Here is a 14,816-nt window from a genome sequence, read left to right as displayed (position 1 = left end):
CATGCTTTCAACAAGAGTCTAACCAACTGAACGACCCTACTGTCACCCCGGAAAATAATCCATTCAATGCTAAAGCCATCAGACACAAAAAGCCCCGTCATTACTAACGAGGCTTAGCTGCAGTTGGCACAGCGGACGGGACTCGAACCCGAGACCCCCGGCGTGACAGGCCGCCATGCTTTCAAAAAGAGTCTAACCAACTGAACGACCCTACTGTCACCCCGAAAAATAATCCGTTCAATGTTAAAGACATCAGACACAAAAAAGCACCGTCATTACTGACGAGGCTCAGCTGTAGTTGGCGGAGCGGACGGGACTCGAACCCGCGACCCCCGGCGTGACAGGCCGGTATTCTAACCAACTGAACTACCGCTCCTAAACTCGGATAAAACGCTTTGGCATTTCATCAAAATTAGGTACTTGATTGGCGGAGCGGACGGGACTCGAACCCGCGACCCCCGGCGTGACAGGCCGGTATTCTAACCAACTGAACTACCGCTCCACATCAAGTTGCGAAGGATAATACTTAGGCCACCTAGTCCCGTCAATAACTTTTTTTCTGAAACAAACTAATCAGTTAAAATTTCGCCAAACCAGAGTGTTTCATCAGCAAACTTGACTAGCTTTTGTCCGGCTCTGCGCCTTTGCGATCTGTCTCATCCGGCATGGTCAAATCAATCTCATCAAGAGTTGGCCCAATTTCCTTAGCCCGCTCCTGCTCAAGCCTTGCCGCTGTTACCGCCAATGCTTGTTTTAGATTTTGCCTTTTACGCCATACCAGTAAGGCCATGGTACCTAAGATCAACAAACTGATATTGATGGTAATGATCCAGAACATGGCATCCTCTTTCGCCTTGGCTTCGGCGATCGCCGCCTTCTTCGCGGCCAATGCAGCCAACTCCTCCGCCGTCGGTGGCGGCTCTGGCGGCGGCACCAGATTAAAGAACTGCTCGGGCAAGGTGATCAACACTTCCCGTCCCGAGACGGATGTTGCCGCGACCACGCCCTTGATGCGATAGCTGCCAAATTCTGACACCTGAGGCAATGTCAGCTGCATACGTTTCTTGTTAATGGTCTGTACTGGCAGCGTCATTTGCAGCCCTGCAGGCCCCACCAACTCAAACTCGAAATGGGTATTAGCCAAAACCAACTGCTCATCATCGACAGCCACCTCCACCTGCCAACGCCCTGTGAGCGGATCGTCGGGCGTAATCACAGAGAGAGACACAGGCATAGGCAGCAGCTCAATATCCCCGCCAACCTCTCGACTGAAAATATTGTTCTTGGCACTCACCAGATAACGGTAATGTCCCCAGGGCTGATTGAGGTTGATATTGGCAGTAAAAACGCCGTCATCGGGCGTACCATCCAGCCCTTCGCCGTTATCCTTGTAGCTACCGACGATCAGAGTGCCGGCAGCAAAGTTCTCATCCCCGGGCCTATGCTCGCTGATAAATTTCGCGGTCCAATCCACTAAGTAGTCGAGCCCAGGCATACGTATACGCTGCGCATCACCCAATAGCTTTGCGGTAATTTTAAGCCGTTCACCTTGATAGAGCGGCCGAGGTAAGGGCTCGACCTCTATCGCTAACTTAGAGATCTTGTCTATCTTAGACCCTTTAACCACCTTACCTAAAAGTTGCCAAGGACCCGGCATGGGAGATTTGATGGTAATAATATCGCCACTTAGGCCATCGACCCACTGCACAGATTCTGGATGGCGCGTTGCATACCACTTACTACCATCAGGTAGCACGATTATGACTGGGGCACTGCCATATTCGCGTTGAACGAATAGGGTCAACTCATCGACCATATGATCGATGCGAAAACGGTTTTTTAGCTCACTGGCCTCAGACGAAGGAACTACCTGAGCGGCAGCGCCGACGGAAAGCAGCAGTAGCCCAGAGGCCAAAATCGCGCACACTAGCCAATTTTTCATAGGATGACGTTTATCCTCGCCAGATACATTGTCCTGATTTCGCAACTAAATCTAATCTTTGTTCATGCATACTCAGTTCATCGGCCGTTGCGCCGATCACTTTAAGATTTGCGCGATTGGCATCCAGACGCATGATCCCACCGCTCTCTTGACCCGGCTTTTCATTAGATAACTCAAACTTGGTCTGGCCACCGGTCATGATCAGGTAAACATCGGCGAGGATCTCGGCATCCAATAGTGCGCCGTGAAGCTCACGGCGTGAGTTATCTATGCCATAACGCTTACACAAAGCATCCAGGTTATTCTTTTGCCCTGGATGAAGGTATTTGGCGATCTCCAGCGAATCGAGTACCTGACAGATATCTGAAGTCTTTGGCCCTCTCGGCGTCAGCAGTGAGAATTCATGATCCATGAAGCTCACGTCGAAGTTCGCGTTATGTGCCACAATCTCGGCGCCGTCGATAAATTCGATAAAGGCGGGAGCTATCTGAGCAAATACCGGCTTATCGGCGACAAACTCGTTGGTTATACCGTGAACCGTGATCGCCTCTTCATCAATCTGCTGCATAGGATTGATGTATTCGTGAAAATGGCGGCCGGTCAGCTTACGATTCACCACCTCGACACAGCCTATTTCGATAATACGATGACCAAAATAGACGGCACCTGCCCCTTGGTTCATACCAGTAGTTTCGGTATCGAGGATCACTTGGCGCTTAGCATTGGAGATGATATTCATATAATTACACGCTTTTATAAAAAAAATTTGGGTATACTGCTGTCCATATTTGGCTATGGTAGCAACTTGATGCACGGACTGAAACAACTCTTAATCTATACCGACGGTTCTTGCCTGGGCAATCCCGGTCCCGGCGGCTACGGGGTGGTGATGAAATATAAGGCCCACGTAAAAGAACTCAGCGGCGGTTTTGCCTTAACCACCAACAATCGTATGGAGCTGCTAGCCCCTATTGTCGCCCTAGAGGCGCTTAAAGAGCCCTGCCGGATCATCCTCACCAGCGACAGCCAGTATATGCGCCAAGGGATCACTCAGTGGATCCATGGCTGGAAGAAACGAGGCTGGCTAACAGCGGCTAAAGAGCCTGTTAAAAATGTCGACCTTTGGCAACGCCTGGATGCGGCAACCACGCCACATCAGATCGATTGGCGCTGGGTAAAAGGCCATGCCGGTCATATCGAAAACGAGCGCTGTGATACCCTGGCGCGAGAAGCCGCAGAGGCAAAACCCAGCGAAATAGATACCGGCTACCCCTCATAAGGTTAACCCCGTTGAGCAGGCCTAACTTGTCGGCGACAGTGCCAAAAAACGCTGACAGAAAAGTTCAAAGGCGCTGCAAAGGGCCGTCGGCTTACGGCTCTTATGACGAATTTTATAAAACTGGCGCGCCAGGGTGAGCTCTGGCACAGAGATCAACGCCAGTTCCCTTCGCTGAAGCTCCTTTTCAAGGGTAAGTTCAGACAAGACAGCCAGTCCGGCACCTTGTCTGACCGCTTGTTTTATGGCATCTGGCGTAGAAAAATTAAATTTCTCCACTGGCCGCATCGCCAGCGCATTGGCAGCATTGATAAAATAATCTCGAGTGCCCGATCCCGGCTCCCGCATTACCCAGGCATGTCCGGCCAACATATCAGGTGTCACCACTTTTCCCGCCAAAGGATGACCCGGATGACAGAAGATAAGCAGTCTATCTTTATGCCAAGGCTCGACACTTACCCGGCTATCGAGACATTGGCCCTCGATAAAACCTACCTCGGCGCGAAACTCTACCACGGCATCGATCACCGCCTGAGTATTAGCGATGTTCAAATCCACCATAGAGTTAGTAAATTGTTGACTAAAAGCCACCGCGCTCTTGGCAAGCAGATAGTTGCCTATGGTTGAGCTGGCCGCCACACTCAAGGTGCCGCTCATTTGCGCCTCTGGGGAGGAAAACAGATGTTCTATCTGCTCCACTTGCTGCAGGGTCTGCGTGGCCAGCGGTAATAGCAGACTTCCTTGGGCATTGAGTCTCAGCCGATTCCCCACACGTTCAAATAAACGGGTATCGAGTTGCTTCTCTAACTCACCAAGGGCCATGGAGGTCGCTGGCGCCGAGAGGTTCAGACGCTGAGCCGCCTTCGCCACCTGACCGCTGCGAGCGACAGCTTCAAAAATAGCTAATTGCTTTAAGGTAATTCTCATTTTACCTGCTTAACGAAAAGATCATTTTAGGCGCAGCTGCTTTACCCTGCCTGCGGTTGGCGCGGTCGACCATTTGGGCTGACGAACCTTTTGCTTGTCCATTATCGGCGTCATGGGAGAGTCTAACTTGCGGGCAACCAATATATAGACGCTGCCACTGCCCGGCAACCAAGCCTGCAATGCATGTTGCCAGATGGAATCGCCATGGATCTCACTCAGCAGATGATGATAAACAAGACGCTCATCGCCCACCACTTGATAGCCGAGTAACCCAAGCCAATCTTTTACCCTAGAGGGGGTAAAGAAACGCCCACACCAAGGCAACAGCTCCTGACGACTGGGCAACATCTTACCCAAAAAGGCCGGACTTAAGGGGTTAAAACCTATGATAAACAGATATCCGCCAGAGATAAGCACCCTGTCGGTCTCTCGTAATACGCTATAAGGGTTGGCTTCAAAATCGAGCACCATGGAACAGACCACAGCATCTATCACCCCATTTTGAATGGGCAGCTGTGCGTGCTCGCCTTGCAAGGAGCAAAGCGCTGATTCGCAAAGAGAGAACTCTCGCCCTATCGGTAGACAGGGTTTTTCCAACGCATAACTTAGCGGGCCTATGTTAAGCATGTGATAGCCAAACACCTTTGGCCACCAAGGCATCAACTTATCTTCGACAGCCTCTTGCAGCCAAAGCCCGTTGGGCAAATCCTGCCAAGTCTGGGGTTTGATCAGATCAAAGGACACAGGTCACTCCAAGACTCATTATTCTGGTTTCCCAAGGGGCGGTTTGCCTTTTCAAGTTGATCTTCTGTTGCCATCATAACGCGTTTTACTCGCCATGTGAGTAACCAAGGCGTGACACAGCTTTTTCATCCTATAAATCGCCTAAAAACTACTTCAGAAACAAACAACAAAAACAAACAGTCCCTAATGATGTGACTATTTTAGTATTAAATCCCTAAAGCGCTATACACGCAATAGCTTTGCTCAGTAAACTAAATGCGTGTCACCCAATCCCAGTGAGAATCGCTATGCACAGTGTTACCCCAATTCCCGCCTTTAATGACAACTATATCTGGCTGATCCATGCCCATGACACCAAGAGTTATTATGTGGTCGACCCAGGTGATGCCAATGTGGTTATCGACTATTTAAAGCAACATGAGATCAAACTCGATGGGATCTTAATTACTCATCACCATAGCGATCACACCGGCGGCATAGCAGCCCTGCAAGCCTATCACGACCATAACCTCACTGTGTATGGTCCAGACAGTGAAAATATTAAGGGGATCAATCATCCCATCTCGGGGAAGACAGAAAGTATCAGCCCCGATAGACTGGACAGCAATGCCCAGATATTTCACCTCCCCGGCCACACCTTAGGTCATATTGCCTATCTGATTGACGATCACCTTTTCTGCGGCGATACCCTATTTAGTGGCGGCTGTGGACGCCTGTTTGAGGGCACTCCAACGCAGATGAGACACTCCCTCGACGCTTTGGCCGCACTCGATGACAAGGTCAAGGTCTATCCGGCCCACGAATACACACAAGCTAATTTGGCCTTTGCCCAAACGGTCGAGCATGACAACCAGGCGCTGGCTGACTACGCCGCTCACGTTAAGCAACGGCGCGAACAGCAACAGCCCAGCCTGCCCTCTAGCATTGGGCTAGAGAAGCAGATCAACCCTTTCCTGCGCGCCGATCAAGCCACAATTAAAGCGGTATTAGGTCAACATTTCAGCCAGGATGTGACGGATATTGACACCAGTTTCACGCTTCTACGTCAATGGAAGGACAATTTCTAATAATTCCTATACAATGTCGCGCTAATTAAGTCCCCGCCCAGCTAAGCCAAGGAAAACGCCTTGGCAGATGCTTTGTTAGAGGGACCCAAAGTAAGGAATTATTGTCGATGCGCTTACCCATTTTCCTGATCGCAGGGGGACTCTCCCTGCTCGCAGGTTGCCAAACCTTTACTCAGCCGGAACCTGAACCGACCATAGCCACCACAACCCCCATAGTGGTTGAACCCCAAGTGACGGCTCCTATCGAACCTGAGCCCATTCAGATCACCGATGTGTGGCAGCGTATTCGTCTGGGGCTTTCTATGCCTGTACCCGATCAGAAACTGGTGAATCAGTATCGCGACTGGTATCTGAAGCATCCCCAGCACCTGGCCCGCGTTTCTGAGCGTGCTGAGCCCTTTATGTATCTCATTGTCGAAGAGATAGAGCAGCGCAACTTACCTATCGAGTTGGCACTACTGCCTATCGTCGAGAGCGCATTCGATCCCTTCGCTTATTCCCATGGCGCTGCATCTGGCTTATGGCAATTTACTGCCCCCATGGCTAAACACTTTGGCCTGGAGATGAACTGGTGGTATGACGGTCGCCGCGATGTGCCTGCTGCAACCACGGCAGCACTGGATATGATGGAATACCTCTATCAAAAAACCCACAACAATTGGCTCTATGCTATTGCCGCCTATAACACGGGCGAAGGGCGTGTACTCAATGCGGTGAAACGCAACCAGTCTAAAGGGCTAGCGACCGATTTCTGGGCACTGAGCCTACCAAGGGAAACTGAGCGCTATGTCCCGCAACTATTAGCACTCGCCGATGTCGTAGCCAATGCCGAAAAATATGGGATCTCGCTCCACCCCATTCCTAACCAGCCGCAACTGAAAGTTGTTGATGTAGGCAGCCAAATCGATCTGGCACTCGCCGCCGAGATGGCAGGTATGAAGCTTAACGAACTGCACGCCTTAAATCCTGGCTTTAACCAGTGGGCGACTGCGCCTGAAGGCCCTCACCAGATAGTGGTGCCGCTTGATCGCGCTGACGTGTTTGAAACTAATTTAGCGGCCAGCAGCCAAGATCAGCGCCTAAAATGGCAGCGTTATAAGATAAAGTCGGGTGATAGCCTAGGGCTAATCGCCAAGCGCTTTAACACCACACCATCGGCGCTCCGTGCGGTTAACGATATTAAAAACAACCGTATTATTGCCGGCAAGCATCTACTGATCCCTATCTCTGCCAAAGATCCCGCCAAGTATCTCTTGTCTGCGGACCAAAGATTACAAAAACGTCAATCTGGTGGTAACGGCTATAAACTCAGCTACCAGGTTAAATCAGGGGACTCACTCTGGCTTATCGCCAAACAGCACAAGGTAAGTGTGTCTAAACTGGCTAAATGGAATGGTATGGCCCCAAAAGATACTCTCTCTGTGGGGCAAAAGTTGGTGATCTGGCAACAAGGCAAGGATAAGGCGGTCACCCGCACAGTCAATTACACAGTACGCTCTGGCGATTCACTGGCTAAAATAGCCAGTAAATTCAATGTCAGCGTAAACCAACTGGTTAAATGGAACAGCCTGTCGACCAAAAAATATCTACAACCAGGACAGAAGCTGACCCTGTATGTTGATGTGACTAAATCACGAGTTTAATCACCTCGACTGGTAACGATAAATCACCGGGTTAATAAAGATAAAAAAGCGATGCCAAGGCATCGCTTTTTTTGTGACTGCTATTTATCGCGTGTTACACCATTAAATGAGTTGCCACTAAAACCCACCTAACTTCTTAAACAGCTTATCTTTTAGATCATCAGTGGCTTTTTCGGCTTCTTTCTTCAGTTTTGCATCAAACAATGCCGCCGTATCTAAAGCGAACTTAGGCTCACTGATGGTGCCACTGATAGCGAAGGGGATCTCCAAACCATAAAGCTCATCCTTCTCGGCACTACCCTGGCCCTCTAATGAGCCCACAACAGAGGTTTTAAGGGCATAATCGATCGCCTCAGATAAGAGGTTAACATTGCCCTTACCCTGCAGGCGGATCAGAGGCGATGCCATATTCAGATCGGGATTGGTAACCTGACCCTTAGCCATAGTGAAACTGCCCGTGAGGCTGGTAAAGTCTGTTTTCTTTTCACCAGCTGAGGTGGCATTTAAATCCCCTGCCAACTTAGCCTTAGCATCACGCAGCATCTGCGGGATATTCACACCATAGAGTGAACCATCGGCAATCTCAAACTGTCCCTTAGCATTGAGGTTACGCTTAATGTTATCAGGGATAAGACTAAAGCCACTGCCTGCCACCTCAAAATTTGTGGTACCGGCAAGCATATCGACCTCGGCAGCATCGGTAAGCAGTGGGCGCACCTGAATCCCCGAGATCTTCTTATCAAAGCGATAGCTGGCCACCTTCTTACGTCCGTCAAGCTGCGCACTGGCAAGCAGTTTGCCTTGATAAAGATCGGCGCTAAGTTGATTGACATCTAACACGCCGTTTTTAAGCATTAGCTTCATCAACCAATTCTCTGTCTTGATCTTATCGGCAACCACGGATTTAATATCAAGATCCAGCTTTAGGTTGACCGCCTTCATACCGGTCAAATCAGGCTCTTGGGCACTCGCACTGGCTGCGCCGCCTTTCTCATCGGCTTTAGCTGCCTCTCCTTTCGCCATATAGGGAGTCAGATCTATGTCGCCAAAACTCATAGAGGCCACCACATCCGGCACTTTAGCACCGTAATTAACGGCCAACTTACCCTGGGCCTTAATTTGCTCAAGACTCAGACTAGAGAGGACTACCGCCAGCGTCTTCGCCTGATTGTCTAGTTCAATTTGACTGGTCAGATCCATCTGCATCCGCTTGTTAGGAATTGCGTCGCCCTCAACGATGTTTTCAACCACAAAATCCTTAATGGTGATCTTGGCCAGGCTGCTGTCGACCTTAATCTCGCCATTACCTTCGCTGGTTAGCGTCATCTCGGGCTGAACCATAGAAAACTTAAAGCTAATATCGGCGAACTTATCTAGGCTAAATGCCCCTAAGGTCAGTGCCTCTAACTTCAGCGCTTGTACCTTACCCGTCGCCTCATCGAAAAGATTTACCTGAGTATTGGTAATGGCAATTCCGCCGATATTGAGGCTACTGAGCTGCACACTACCTTCTGCAGGCTTGCTGTCACTTGCAGCTTGTTCAGCGCCAGCCTTATCACCGCCGGACGTTAATCCATCTAGGCTAGTACGGCCATTCTTGTAACTATCATAGTTAAGCGTTAGACCGTCGAGGTTGAGCTGTGCAATTTCAACTTCTTTGCTCAATAAAGGCAACAAAGCGACTTCGGCGACTATGCCATCAACCTTGAGCATGGTGTCGTTTTTAAAGCCCTTAGGATTAGAGAGACTAATGTCACCCAGCGCAATACCGATACTTGGAAAGAAGGTCCAACTCAGATCTTGGTTAATGGTGAGAGTTCTGCCCGTTTGTTTTTTCACCGCCTCGACAATTTGCGGTTTAAAATCGTTAGGGTCAAAAATAAGCGTCAGGTAAGCGGCCAATAACAGGAAAAGAGAGGCGAATACGATAAGTAGCCATTTTAAAAATTTCATAACAGGTTCCATCTGGTAGGAGTGTTCAACTGGCTTTCGACCAATTACGAGAGATCCAACGGCATTGATGACACGGCAATGCCATTATCATCTGCATAAAGCATCATACCTGGTTTAATTATAACGCGATCTATCTCCAGCGTAATATTAACATCACCCAAATCACGCTTATCCGTCTTAATCGGATTGGCTCCAAGTGCTTGAATACCAATAGGCATCTGCTTCAATGCTGCCACATCTCGCACATAACCATTGATCACTATGCCACTCCAGCCATTGTCCACGGCGCTCTGGGCGATCATATCGCCAAGCAAGGCCCGTCGGTTTGAGCCGCCACCATCGACGACCAACACCTTACCTTGCCCGGGTTGTGACAACAGCTGCTTGACTTTGGAGTTGTCTTCATGACATTTCACCGTCACCACCTCCCCCCAGAAAATGTGTTTCTGGCCAAACTGACGGTAATGGGGCGCTAACAGCGATAATTGAGCATCATAACGATCGAAAAGATCGGGCAAAAGATCCAGCATTGCAGCCTCCCTGCAACTAAACCAATGATGAAGTTACTATAACAAGGCAGGAATAAAATGAAAATTAGATGAATTTAAATTCGATCGGTTTTAAAATGTGCTTTCCCTAATTTACCCAGGTGACATTTTGTCACTATGCTCCTCAATGAACCGATACATAATTGTGTGTGATCGGCAAAGACACATTGGAATAAAATGACAGATAAACTCGATTTACAAGATGCAATGGCGGCCCTCGATAAATTTGGTTATGACCAGAAACACAGCATTGAACTGGGTCAGGCACGCACTCAAGCACAAATGGAGAAGTATCTAAAATCATTAGACTTTAATCTACGCAGGCTGCTTATTTTACAAGAGGTCGTCAATAAATTAGTCGAAGAAGAGAAAGCCAACCAGGCTCGTCAGGAAAATATTCAAACTTTTAAAACTAAGGTCATTAACCTGTCACGAGAATATGGCCTGCCTTACGACCAAGTGTTGAATATTATGAGCCAGCAGGAAAAATAAAGGCCTGCTCTTGGCAGGCCACTTATTTTACTTACAGTTTAAACGTTGAAATAAGCGATTCAAGCTCGGCAGAACCCACTTTAACTTGTTCACTGGTACTGCCAATCTCTTCACTCTTTTGTTGATTCTCCAGCGAGATGTCGTTAATTCGGGTGACATTCATGTTCAACTCGGCGATCACTGCACTTTGCTCTTCTGTTGCGGTGGCAATTTGAATATTCATGTCAGAGATCTGTTTTATTGAAGACTTAATCATCTGCAAGGCATCGACAACTTGAGTCGTCTCACCCACAGTTTGCTCAGATTGTGCCTTGGCACGAGCCACCGAGGCATTAACACTTTCAACGGACGCGCGAATCGCCTCTATGATCCCATTGATCTCTTGGGTCGACTCTTGCGTGCGACTGGCCAGGGTTCGAACCTCATCGGCCACCACGGCAAAGCCGCGGCCCGCTTCGCCAGCCCGTGCTGCCTCAATTGCCGCATTCAGCGCAAGCAGGTTGGTCTGCTCGGCTATTCCCACAATCACATCGAGGATCTGCCCTATCTGCCCCGAGCTAACCTGCAATGCCTGCGCCTCACTAGCGGTCACTTCCAACTCGTTTGACAGGCTCTGAATCTTAGCCACGGCACCATCGACCACTATGACGGTATTATCGGCTTCAACATCGGCGCTACCCGCACTATCGGCAGCCAACTGTGCATTAGATGCGACCTCAGATGAGGCCATCGACATCTCATTAATCGCCGTCGCCACACTCTGGGTTTCTGCCTGCATGTTAGCCGTTACTGCACTGGCCTGGGACGAGATATCGGCCAGGCCTTCGGCCAGCTCACGACTATGGGAAACGGAAGCCGCAACCGAATTAACCAAGGCTTGGATCTTCGCCACAAAAACATTAAAGCTAGCGGCAACCTGCTTCAGTTCATCCCGACCCGATTCCTCTAATCTTAAGGTGAGATCCCCTTCGCCTCTGGCAATGTTTTCAAAGGCGGCTATGGTATCGGCCATAGGCGCAGAAATACTGCGGGATATGGCACCAAGGATTAGAATAACGGGTAACCACACCGCAATACAGATCAGCAGGTATTTACCGCTAAAAGCTTGCATTTCATCTTGAATATCATCGACGTAGATTCCGGTGCCCACAATCCAGCCCCAGGGCTGAAACCGCTTAACCACACTCATCTTAGGACTGGGTTCCGTGGCATTTGGTCGGTTCCACATATACTCAACCAAAGCGTACTCGTTATTCGCCGTACCTGTTACCATCTTCTTAAATAGCTGTACACCGTTAGGATCTTTCATCCCCAACACATTAGTGCCCACCAATTTCTTAGCAAAAGCGTGTTGTACCATTATTCCCTGGCGATCTATGGTCCAAAAATATTCGTTGCCCTCATACCGCAACGCATCTAACGCCTCAATGGCAGCACGCTTTGCCTCCTCGGTCGACATATCGCCCGATTGAGACGCCTCATAGAACTGACTAATCACCTTCTCACCCACATCGGAGAGCGCCGATAATTTAGCCTCTTTCTCCTTGATCAACACCTCTTCGATATTCATCAAGGCAAAAATAAACATGATGCCGGTCACCACTATGGCGAGCAGCAGCATTAACAGCAATCGATGGGCAATTTTAAATTTACGAAATAGCGTATAGATGGCGTTCATAGGCGACACCTCGAAAAGTAACCGGATTAGTCCACGGACCCTTTAAATTTCGTCTATCATCAGAGGTTTGTCAAAACTGGAAATACCTATAAATGTATACTTTTGTAGAATAAAATAACGGCTTAGAGAAGATATAATGCAGATGAAGGAATAATCCGTCTGATTTGGCTATTTACAACTACACTAAAGTGTCAACACTTTTTATAAGGGTAATCTTAAGCAATGAAGACTAAGGGAATAGTATTCTTGGTGATTATCACCATGGGACTGTTATCGATTAACTGGTGGGGCGCAAAAGCCCCCGCCACAGAACCGCCCACCAAATTTAAAATCGCCACCTCAACGACTCCCCTCAGCGCACCACTTATTATTGCCAGAGAACTGGAACTTTTTAAGCCCTACAATCTCGACATCGAGTTGATCCCGCTGCGCGGTGGCCACCTCTGTTTTCAAGCCATGATACAAGGGGTTGCCGATCTGGCCACCAGCTCAGAAACCGTCATCATGTTTAATGGCTTTGAGCGCAGTGATTTTCGCCTCCTGGCGAGTTTTGTCGAATCAGATAACGATCTCAAATTGCTGACGCTTAATGATGGTCATCCAATGAGCATGACTCAATTCCAACAAAAAAAAATAGGTATGGTTAAAGCCAGCGCCAGTGAGTTCTTTGCCGATGCATTTCTTATCATCAGTGGTCATCAACAGCAGGAGTTTGAGAAGGTATTTATGTCACCCCAAGCACTTGGGCCCGCCCTGCTGTCGGGAGAGGTTGATGCCATTTCGGTGTGGGAGCCCTTTGGCTATCAACTGATAAAAGAACACGATGACAAGATATATCAATATCCTGGCAAAGGGATCTATAACCTCTCCTTTAATTTGGTCGCAACAGAGAACAATGCCAAGTTAAATCAAAATCACCACGCCAATATCTTAAAGGCGTTAAAAAGCGCACAGCACTTCATTAATCAGCATCCTCAACGCGCAAAACAAATTATCAGTGACTATCTGGATATGCCCCTGCCAGAGTTGGAGTGGGCATGGAACGATTATATTTTTCGGCTATCTTTAAATAACTCGCTGCTTTCCAACTTACATGCGCAAGCACGTTGGGCAATTGCCAGTGGTGCGGTAGAAACAGAGAACACACCAGATTACAGGCTGCTTCTGGACGACTCAGCCCTTATGCAGGCGCTCGACAACTAGGACGTTATTAGACCTATGATGATCAATACCAGGTTGAAATTGCTGCTATTTGTCAGCCTGTTTCTGACAACAACCATCTTGCTGACTTTCGCTGGCCTCAAAAATATTCAACAAGAAAACCTACAGCAGATGTCTCACATCATGGAGCTGGAAACGTCCATAGATGTGCTGAGAAGTCGACTCTGGGCGCTACAAGAGTTCCAAGATGAAGAGGTATTGAATCAAACCCTGGACGCTCACGAGCAGCTTAAGATTAAACTGGCTAACGCCCACTTTTTGGTGCCCGAGGCTAAGGTTTTGACCTCAAACCTCAACCGTATGACCGACAGTCTCTCCGCCCTGCTCATCTTAACTGGCCAACAAATGAGTTCTCAACCGCAGCGGGGGATCATCTCGGTCCGCGGCATGTTAACCACCAGGTTTAATATCACCATTCAGTCCATGAGCGAAGATCTGACCAGCCTGCAACGACTCGTCATTGACAGTCTTGCAGAGCAGCAATCAAAAATTCTCACTACTACCATCTTCTTTCTACTGGCTGGCTCAGTAATTTTGCTGCTGGTAACCACCTCAACCCTCAAGGTGTTCAGGGAGAGCCTTCATAGGATAACCCAAGGGATCAGCAAGTTAAGCCAAGGTGATCTCGATAACCATATCGAAATTGTTCATAAAAACGAACTGGCAATATTGGCGCAGAAATTCAATGCTATGACCCAGAAACTCAAAGAAACCACCATTAAGAAAGAGGCATTACAGGGCGAAGTGGCGGCACAAACCAAACAACTTAAACGCCAAACACAAAAGCTTAAGTATGTAGCAGAGCACGACGATCTTACCGGGCTCTATTCTCGCAGCGCCTTTGAGCGCCAGATCGATACGGCTATCGCCCGCTGTCAACGCACCAAGATGCACGCCGCCATGTTATTTATCGATCTAGATAAGTTTAAGCAGGTCAATGACAGTCTGGGACATGACAATGGCGATAAGGTGTTATTGACCGCCGCCAGACGGATCCAAAACGCCGTGCGTAGCTCTGATATCTGTGGTCGACTAGGAGGCGATGAATTTGTCGTCTGGCTGGAGCCCATCAACGACATTACAGAGGTCTCTCTGGTGATCGATAAGATCATTCAACAACTATCCCCACCTATCGTTTGTGGCCGCACTAGCGTCTCATTAAACGTCAGTATTGGTGTTGCCATGTACCCCGAAGATGACCTCACCCGACTAGCCCTTATTAAAATCGCCGACGACAACATGTATCAGGCGAAAAAAATAAGTGGTAATAGCCACCATTTTTCGCCCCAGATGGCAGAAAAAATCGGTAGCCAGCTCGCCTAGTC

At 48.7% G+C, this 14,816-nt stretch carries 13 protein-coding genes and 2 tRNA genes; 6 read left to right on the top strand and 9 right to left on the bottom strand.

The features are described from left to right. Nucleotides 1-299: 299 nt before the first annotated feature. The 4 genes from CFF01_RS08720 to dnaQ form a co-directional block, all read right to left on the bottom strand. Nucleotides 300-376: transfer RNA gene (locus CFF01_RS08720), tRNA-Asp, on the bottom strand. A gap of 49 nt (nucleotides 377-425) precedes the next feature. After that, nucleotides 426-502, bottom strand: a tRNA-Asp gene (locus tag CFF01_RS08715). A gap of 117 nt (nucleotides 503-619) precedes the next feature. Beyond that, nucleotides 620-1,942 carry a TIGR03503 family protein gene (locus CFF01_RS08710; RefSeq protein WP_088904545.1) on the bottom strand — a complete coding sequence of 441 codons (1,323 nt, stop codon included), beginning with the start codon at nucleotides 1,940-1,942 and terminating at the stop codon, nucleotides 620-622. Nucleotides 1,943-1,952: 10 nt separating this feature from the next. Beyond that, entirely contained in the window at nucleotides 1,953-2,681 is a 729-nt protein-coding gene (dnaQ, locus tag CFF01_RS08705) for a DNA polymerase III subunit epsilon (protein ID WP_033538077.1), read from the bottom strand. Nucleotides 2,682-2,750: 69 nt separating this feature from the next. On the opposite strand from dnaQ, the gene rnhA reads away from it, so the two are divergent. Next, nucleotides 2,751-3,221, top strand: a complete 471-nt coding sequence (rnhA, locus tag CFF01_RS08700) for a ribonuclease HI (protein ID WP_088905916.1) — start codon at nucleotides 2,751-2,753, stop codon at nucleotides 3,219-3,221. Between the two features lie 21 nt (nucleotides 3,222-3,242). Here rnhA and CFF01_RS08695 read toward each other — a convergent pair whose 3' ends face one another. Further along, on the bottom strand, nucleotides 3,243-4,145 hold the full coding sequence (locus CFF01_RS08695; protein ID WP_088904544.1) for a LysR substrate-binding domain-containing protein: 903 nt from the start codon (nucleotides 4,143-4,145) through the stop codon (nucleotides 3,243-3,245). A 21-nt stretch (nucleotides 4,146-4,166) separates the two neighbouring features. Further along, nucleotides 4,167-4,889 carry a class I SAM-dependent methyltransferase gene (locus tag CFF01_RS08690; protein WP_088904543.1) on the bottom strand — a complete coding sequence of 241 codons (723 nt, stop codon included), beginning with the start codon at nucleotides 4,887-4,889 and terminating at the stop codon, nucleotides 4,167-4,169. Between the two features lie 287 nt (nucleotides 4,890-5,176). Between CFF01_RS08690 and gloB the strand changes: the two genes are divergently transcribed. Next, the gene (gene gloB / locus CFF01_RS08685; protein WP_088904542.1) at nucleotides 5,177-5,956 is read left to right on the top strand and encodes a hydroxyacylglutathione hydrolase; all 780 of its coding nucleotides are present in this window, start codon (nucleotides 5,177-5,179) and stop codon (nucleotides 5,954-5,956) included. Between the two features lie 107 nt (nucleotides 5,957-6,063). Further along, a complete protein-coding gene (locus CFF01_RS08680; protein WP_088904541.1) occupies nucleotides 6,064-7,599 on the top strand; it encodes a LysM peptidoglycan-binding domain-containing protein in 1,536 nt (511 codons plus the stop codon). Between the two features lie 117 nt (nucleotides 7,600-7,716). Here CFF01_RS08680 and CFF01_RS08675 read toward each other — a convergent pair whose 3' ends face one another. Both CFF01_RS08675 and CFF01_RS08670 read right to left on the bottom strand, forming a co-directional pair. After that, the gene (locus CFF01_RS08675; protein WP_088904540.1) at nucleotides 7,717-9,552 is read right to left on the bottom strand and encodes an AsmA family protein; all 1,836 of its coding nucleotides are present in this window, start codon (nucleotides 9,550-9,552) and stop codon (nucleotides 7,717-7,719) included. A gap of 44 nt (nucleotides 9,553-9,596) precedes the next feature. Then, complete coding sequence (locus tag CFF01_RS08670) at nucleotides 9,597-10,082, bottom strand: putative 4-hydroxy-4-methyl-2-oxoglutarate aldolase (RefSeq protein ID WP_033538071.1); 486 nt, start codon at nucleotides 10,080-10,082, stop codon at nucleotides 9,597-9,599. Between the two features lie 195 nt (nucleotides 10,083-10,277). On the opposite strand from CFF01_RS08670, the gene CFF01_RS08665 reads away from it, so the two are divergent. Then, nucleotides 10,278-10,592 (top strand): hypothetical protein, encoded by a 315-nt coding sequence (locus CFF01_RS08665; protein WP_033538070.1) that lies wholly within the window; start codon nucleotides 10,278-10,280, stop codon nucleotides 10,590-10,592. Nucleotides 10,593-10,623: 31 nt separating this feature from the next. Here the strand turns inward: CFF01_RS08665 and CFF01_RS08660 are convergent, their stop codons facing one another. Beyond that, nucleotides 10,624-12,270 (bottom strand): methyl-accepting chemotaxis protein, encoded by a 1,647-nt coding sequence (locus tag CFF01_RS08660; RefSeq protein WP_088904539.1) that lies wholly within the window; start codon nucleotides 12,268-12,270, stop codon nucleotides 10,624-10,626. A gap of 222 nt (nucleotides 12,271-12,492) precedes the next feature. On the opposite strand from CFF01_RS08660, the gene CFF01_RS08655 reads away from it, so the two are divergent. Next, nucleotides 12,493-13,473 carry an ABC transporter substrate-binding protein gene (locus tag CFF01_RS08655; protein WP_088904538.1) on the top strand — a complete coding sequence of 327 codons (981 nt, stop codon included), beginning with the start codon at nucleotides 12,493-12,495 and terminating at the stop codon, nucleotides 13,471-13,473. Nucleotides 13,474-13,488: 15 nt separating this feature from the next. Then, entirely contained in the window at nucleotides 13,489-14,814 is a 1,326-nt protein-coding gene (locus CFF01_RS08650) for a GGDEF domain-containing protein (RefSeq protein ID WP_088904537.1), read from the top strand. Nucleotides 14,815-14,816: the final 2 nt, after the last annotated feature.

Origin of the sequence: Shewanella marisflavi (assembly GCF_002215585.1) — a bacterium.
Taxonomy (GTDB): domain Bacteria; phylum Pseudomonadota; class Gammaproteobacteria; order Enterobacterales; family Shewanellaceae; genus Shewanella; species Shewanella marisflavi.
The sequence above is the reverse complement of the archived record's forward strand: the minus strand, read 5'-3'. Positions and strand labels throughout refer to the sequence as shown.

Excerpts from the sequence above, each read along its gene's own strand:
- CFF01_RS08710 (WP_088904545.1), bottom strand. The coding sequence starts at position 1,942 with ATGAAAAATTGGCTAGTGTGCGCGATTTTGGCCTCTGGGCTACTGCTG.
- dnaQ (WP_033538077.1), bottom strand. The coding sequence starts at position 2,681 with ATGAATATCATCTCCAATGCTAAGCGCCAAGTGATCCTCGATACCGAA.
- rnhA (WP_088905916.1), top strand. The coding sequence starts at position 2,751 with ATGCACGGACTGAAACAACTCTTAATCTATACCGACGGTTCTTGCCTG.
- CFF01_RS08695 (WP_088904544.1), bottom strand. The coding sequence starts at position 4,145 with ATGAGAATTACCTTAAAGCAATTAGCTATTTTTGAAGCTGTCGCTCGC.
- gloB (WP_088904542.1), top strand. The coding sequence starts at position 5,177 with ATGCACAGTGTTACCCCAATTCCCGCCTTTAATGACAACTATATCTGG.
- CFF01_RS08680 (WP_088904541.1), top strand. The coding sequence starts at position 6,064 with ATGCGCTTACCCATTTTCCTGATCGCAGGGGGACTCTCCCTGCTCGCA.
- CFF01_RS08675 (WP_088904540.1), bottom strand. The coding sequence starts at position 9,552 with ATGAAATTTTTAAAATGGCTACTTATCGTATTCGCCTCTCTTTTCCTG.
- CFF01_RS08670 (WP_033538071.1), bottom strand. The coding sequence starts at position 10,082 with ATGCTGGATCTTTTGCCCGATCTTTTCGATCGTTATGATGCTCAATTA.
- CFF01_RS08665 (WP_033538070.1), top strand. The coding sequence starts at position 10,278 with ATGACAGATAAACTCGATTTACAAGATGCAATGGCGGCCCTCGATAAA.
- CFF01_RS08660 (WP_088904539.1), bottom strand. The coding sequence starts at position 12,270 with ATGAACGCCATCTATACGCTATTTCGTAAATTTAAAATTGCCCATCGA.
- CFF01_RS08655 (WP_088904538.1), top strand. The coding sequence starts at position 12,493 with ATGAAGACTAAGGGAATAGTATTCTTGGTGATTATCACCATGGGACTG.
- CFF01_RS08650 (WP_088904537.1), top strand. The coding sequence starts at position 13,489 with ATGATGATCAATACCAGGTTGAAATTGCTGCTATTTGTCAGCCTGTTT.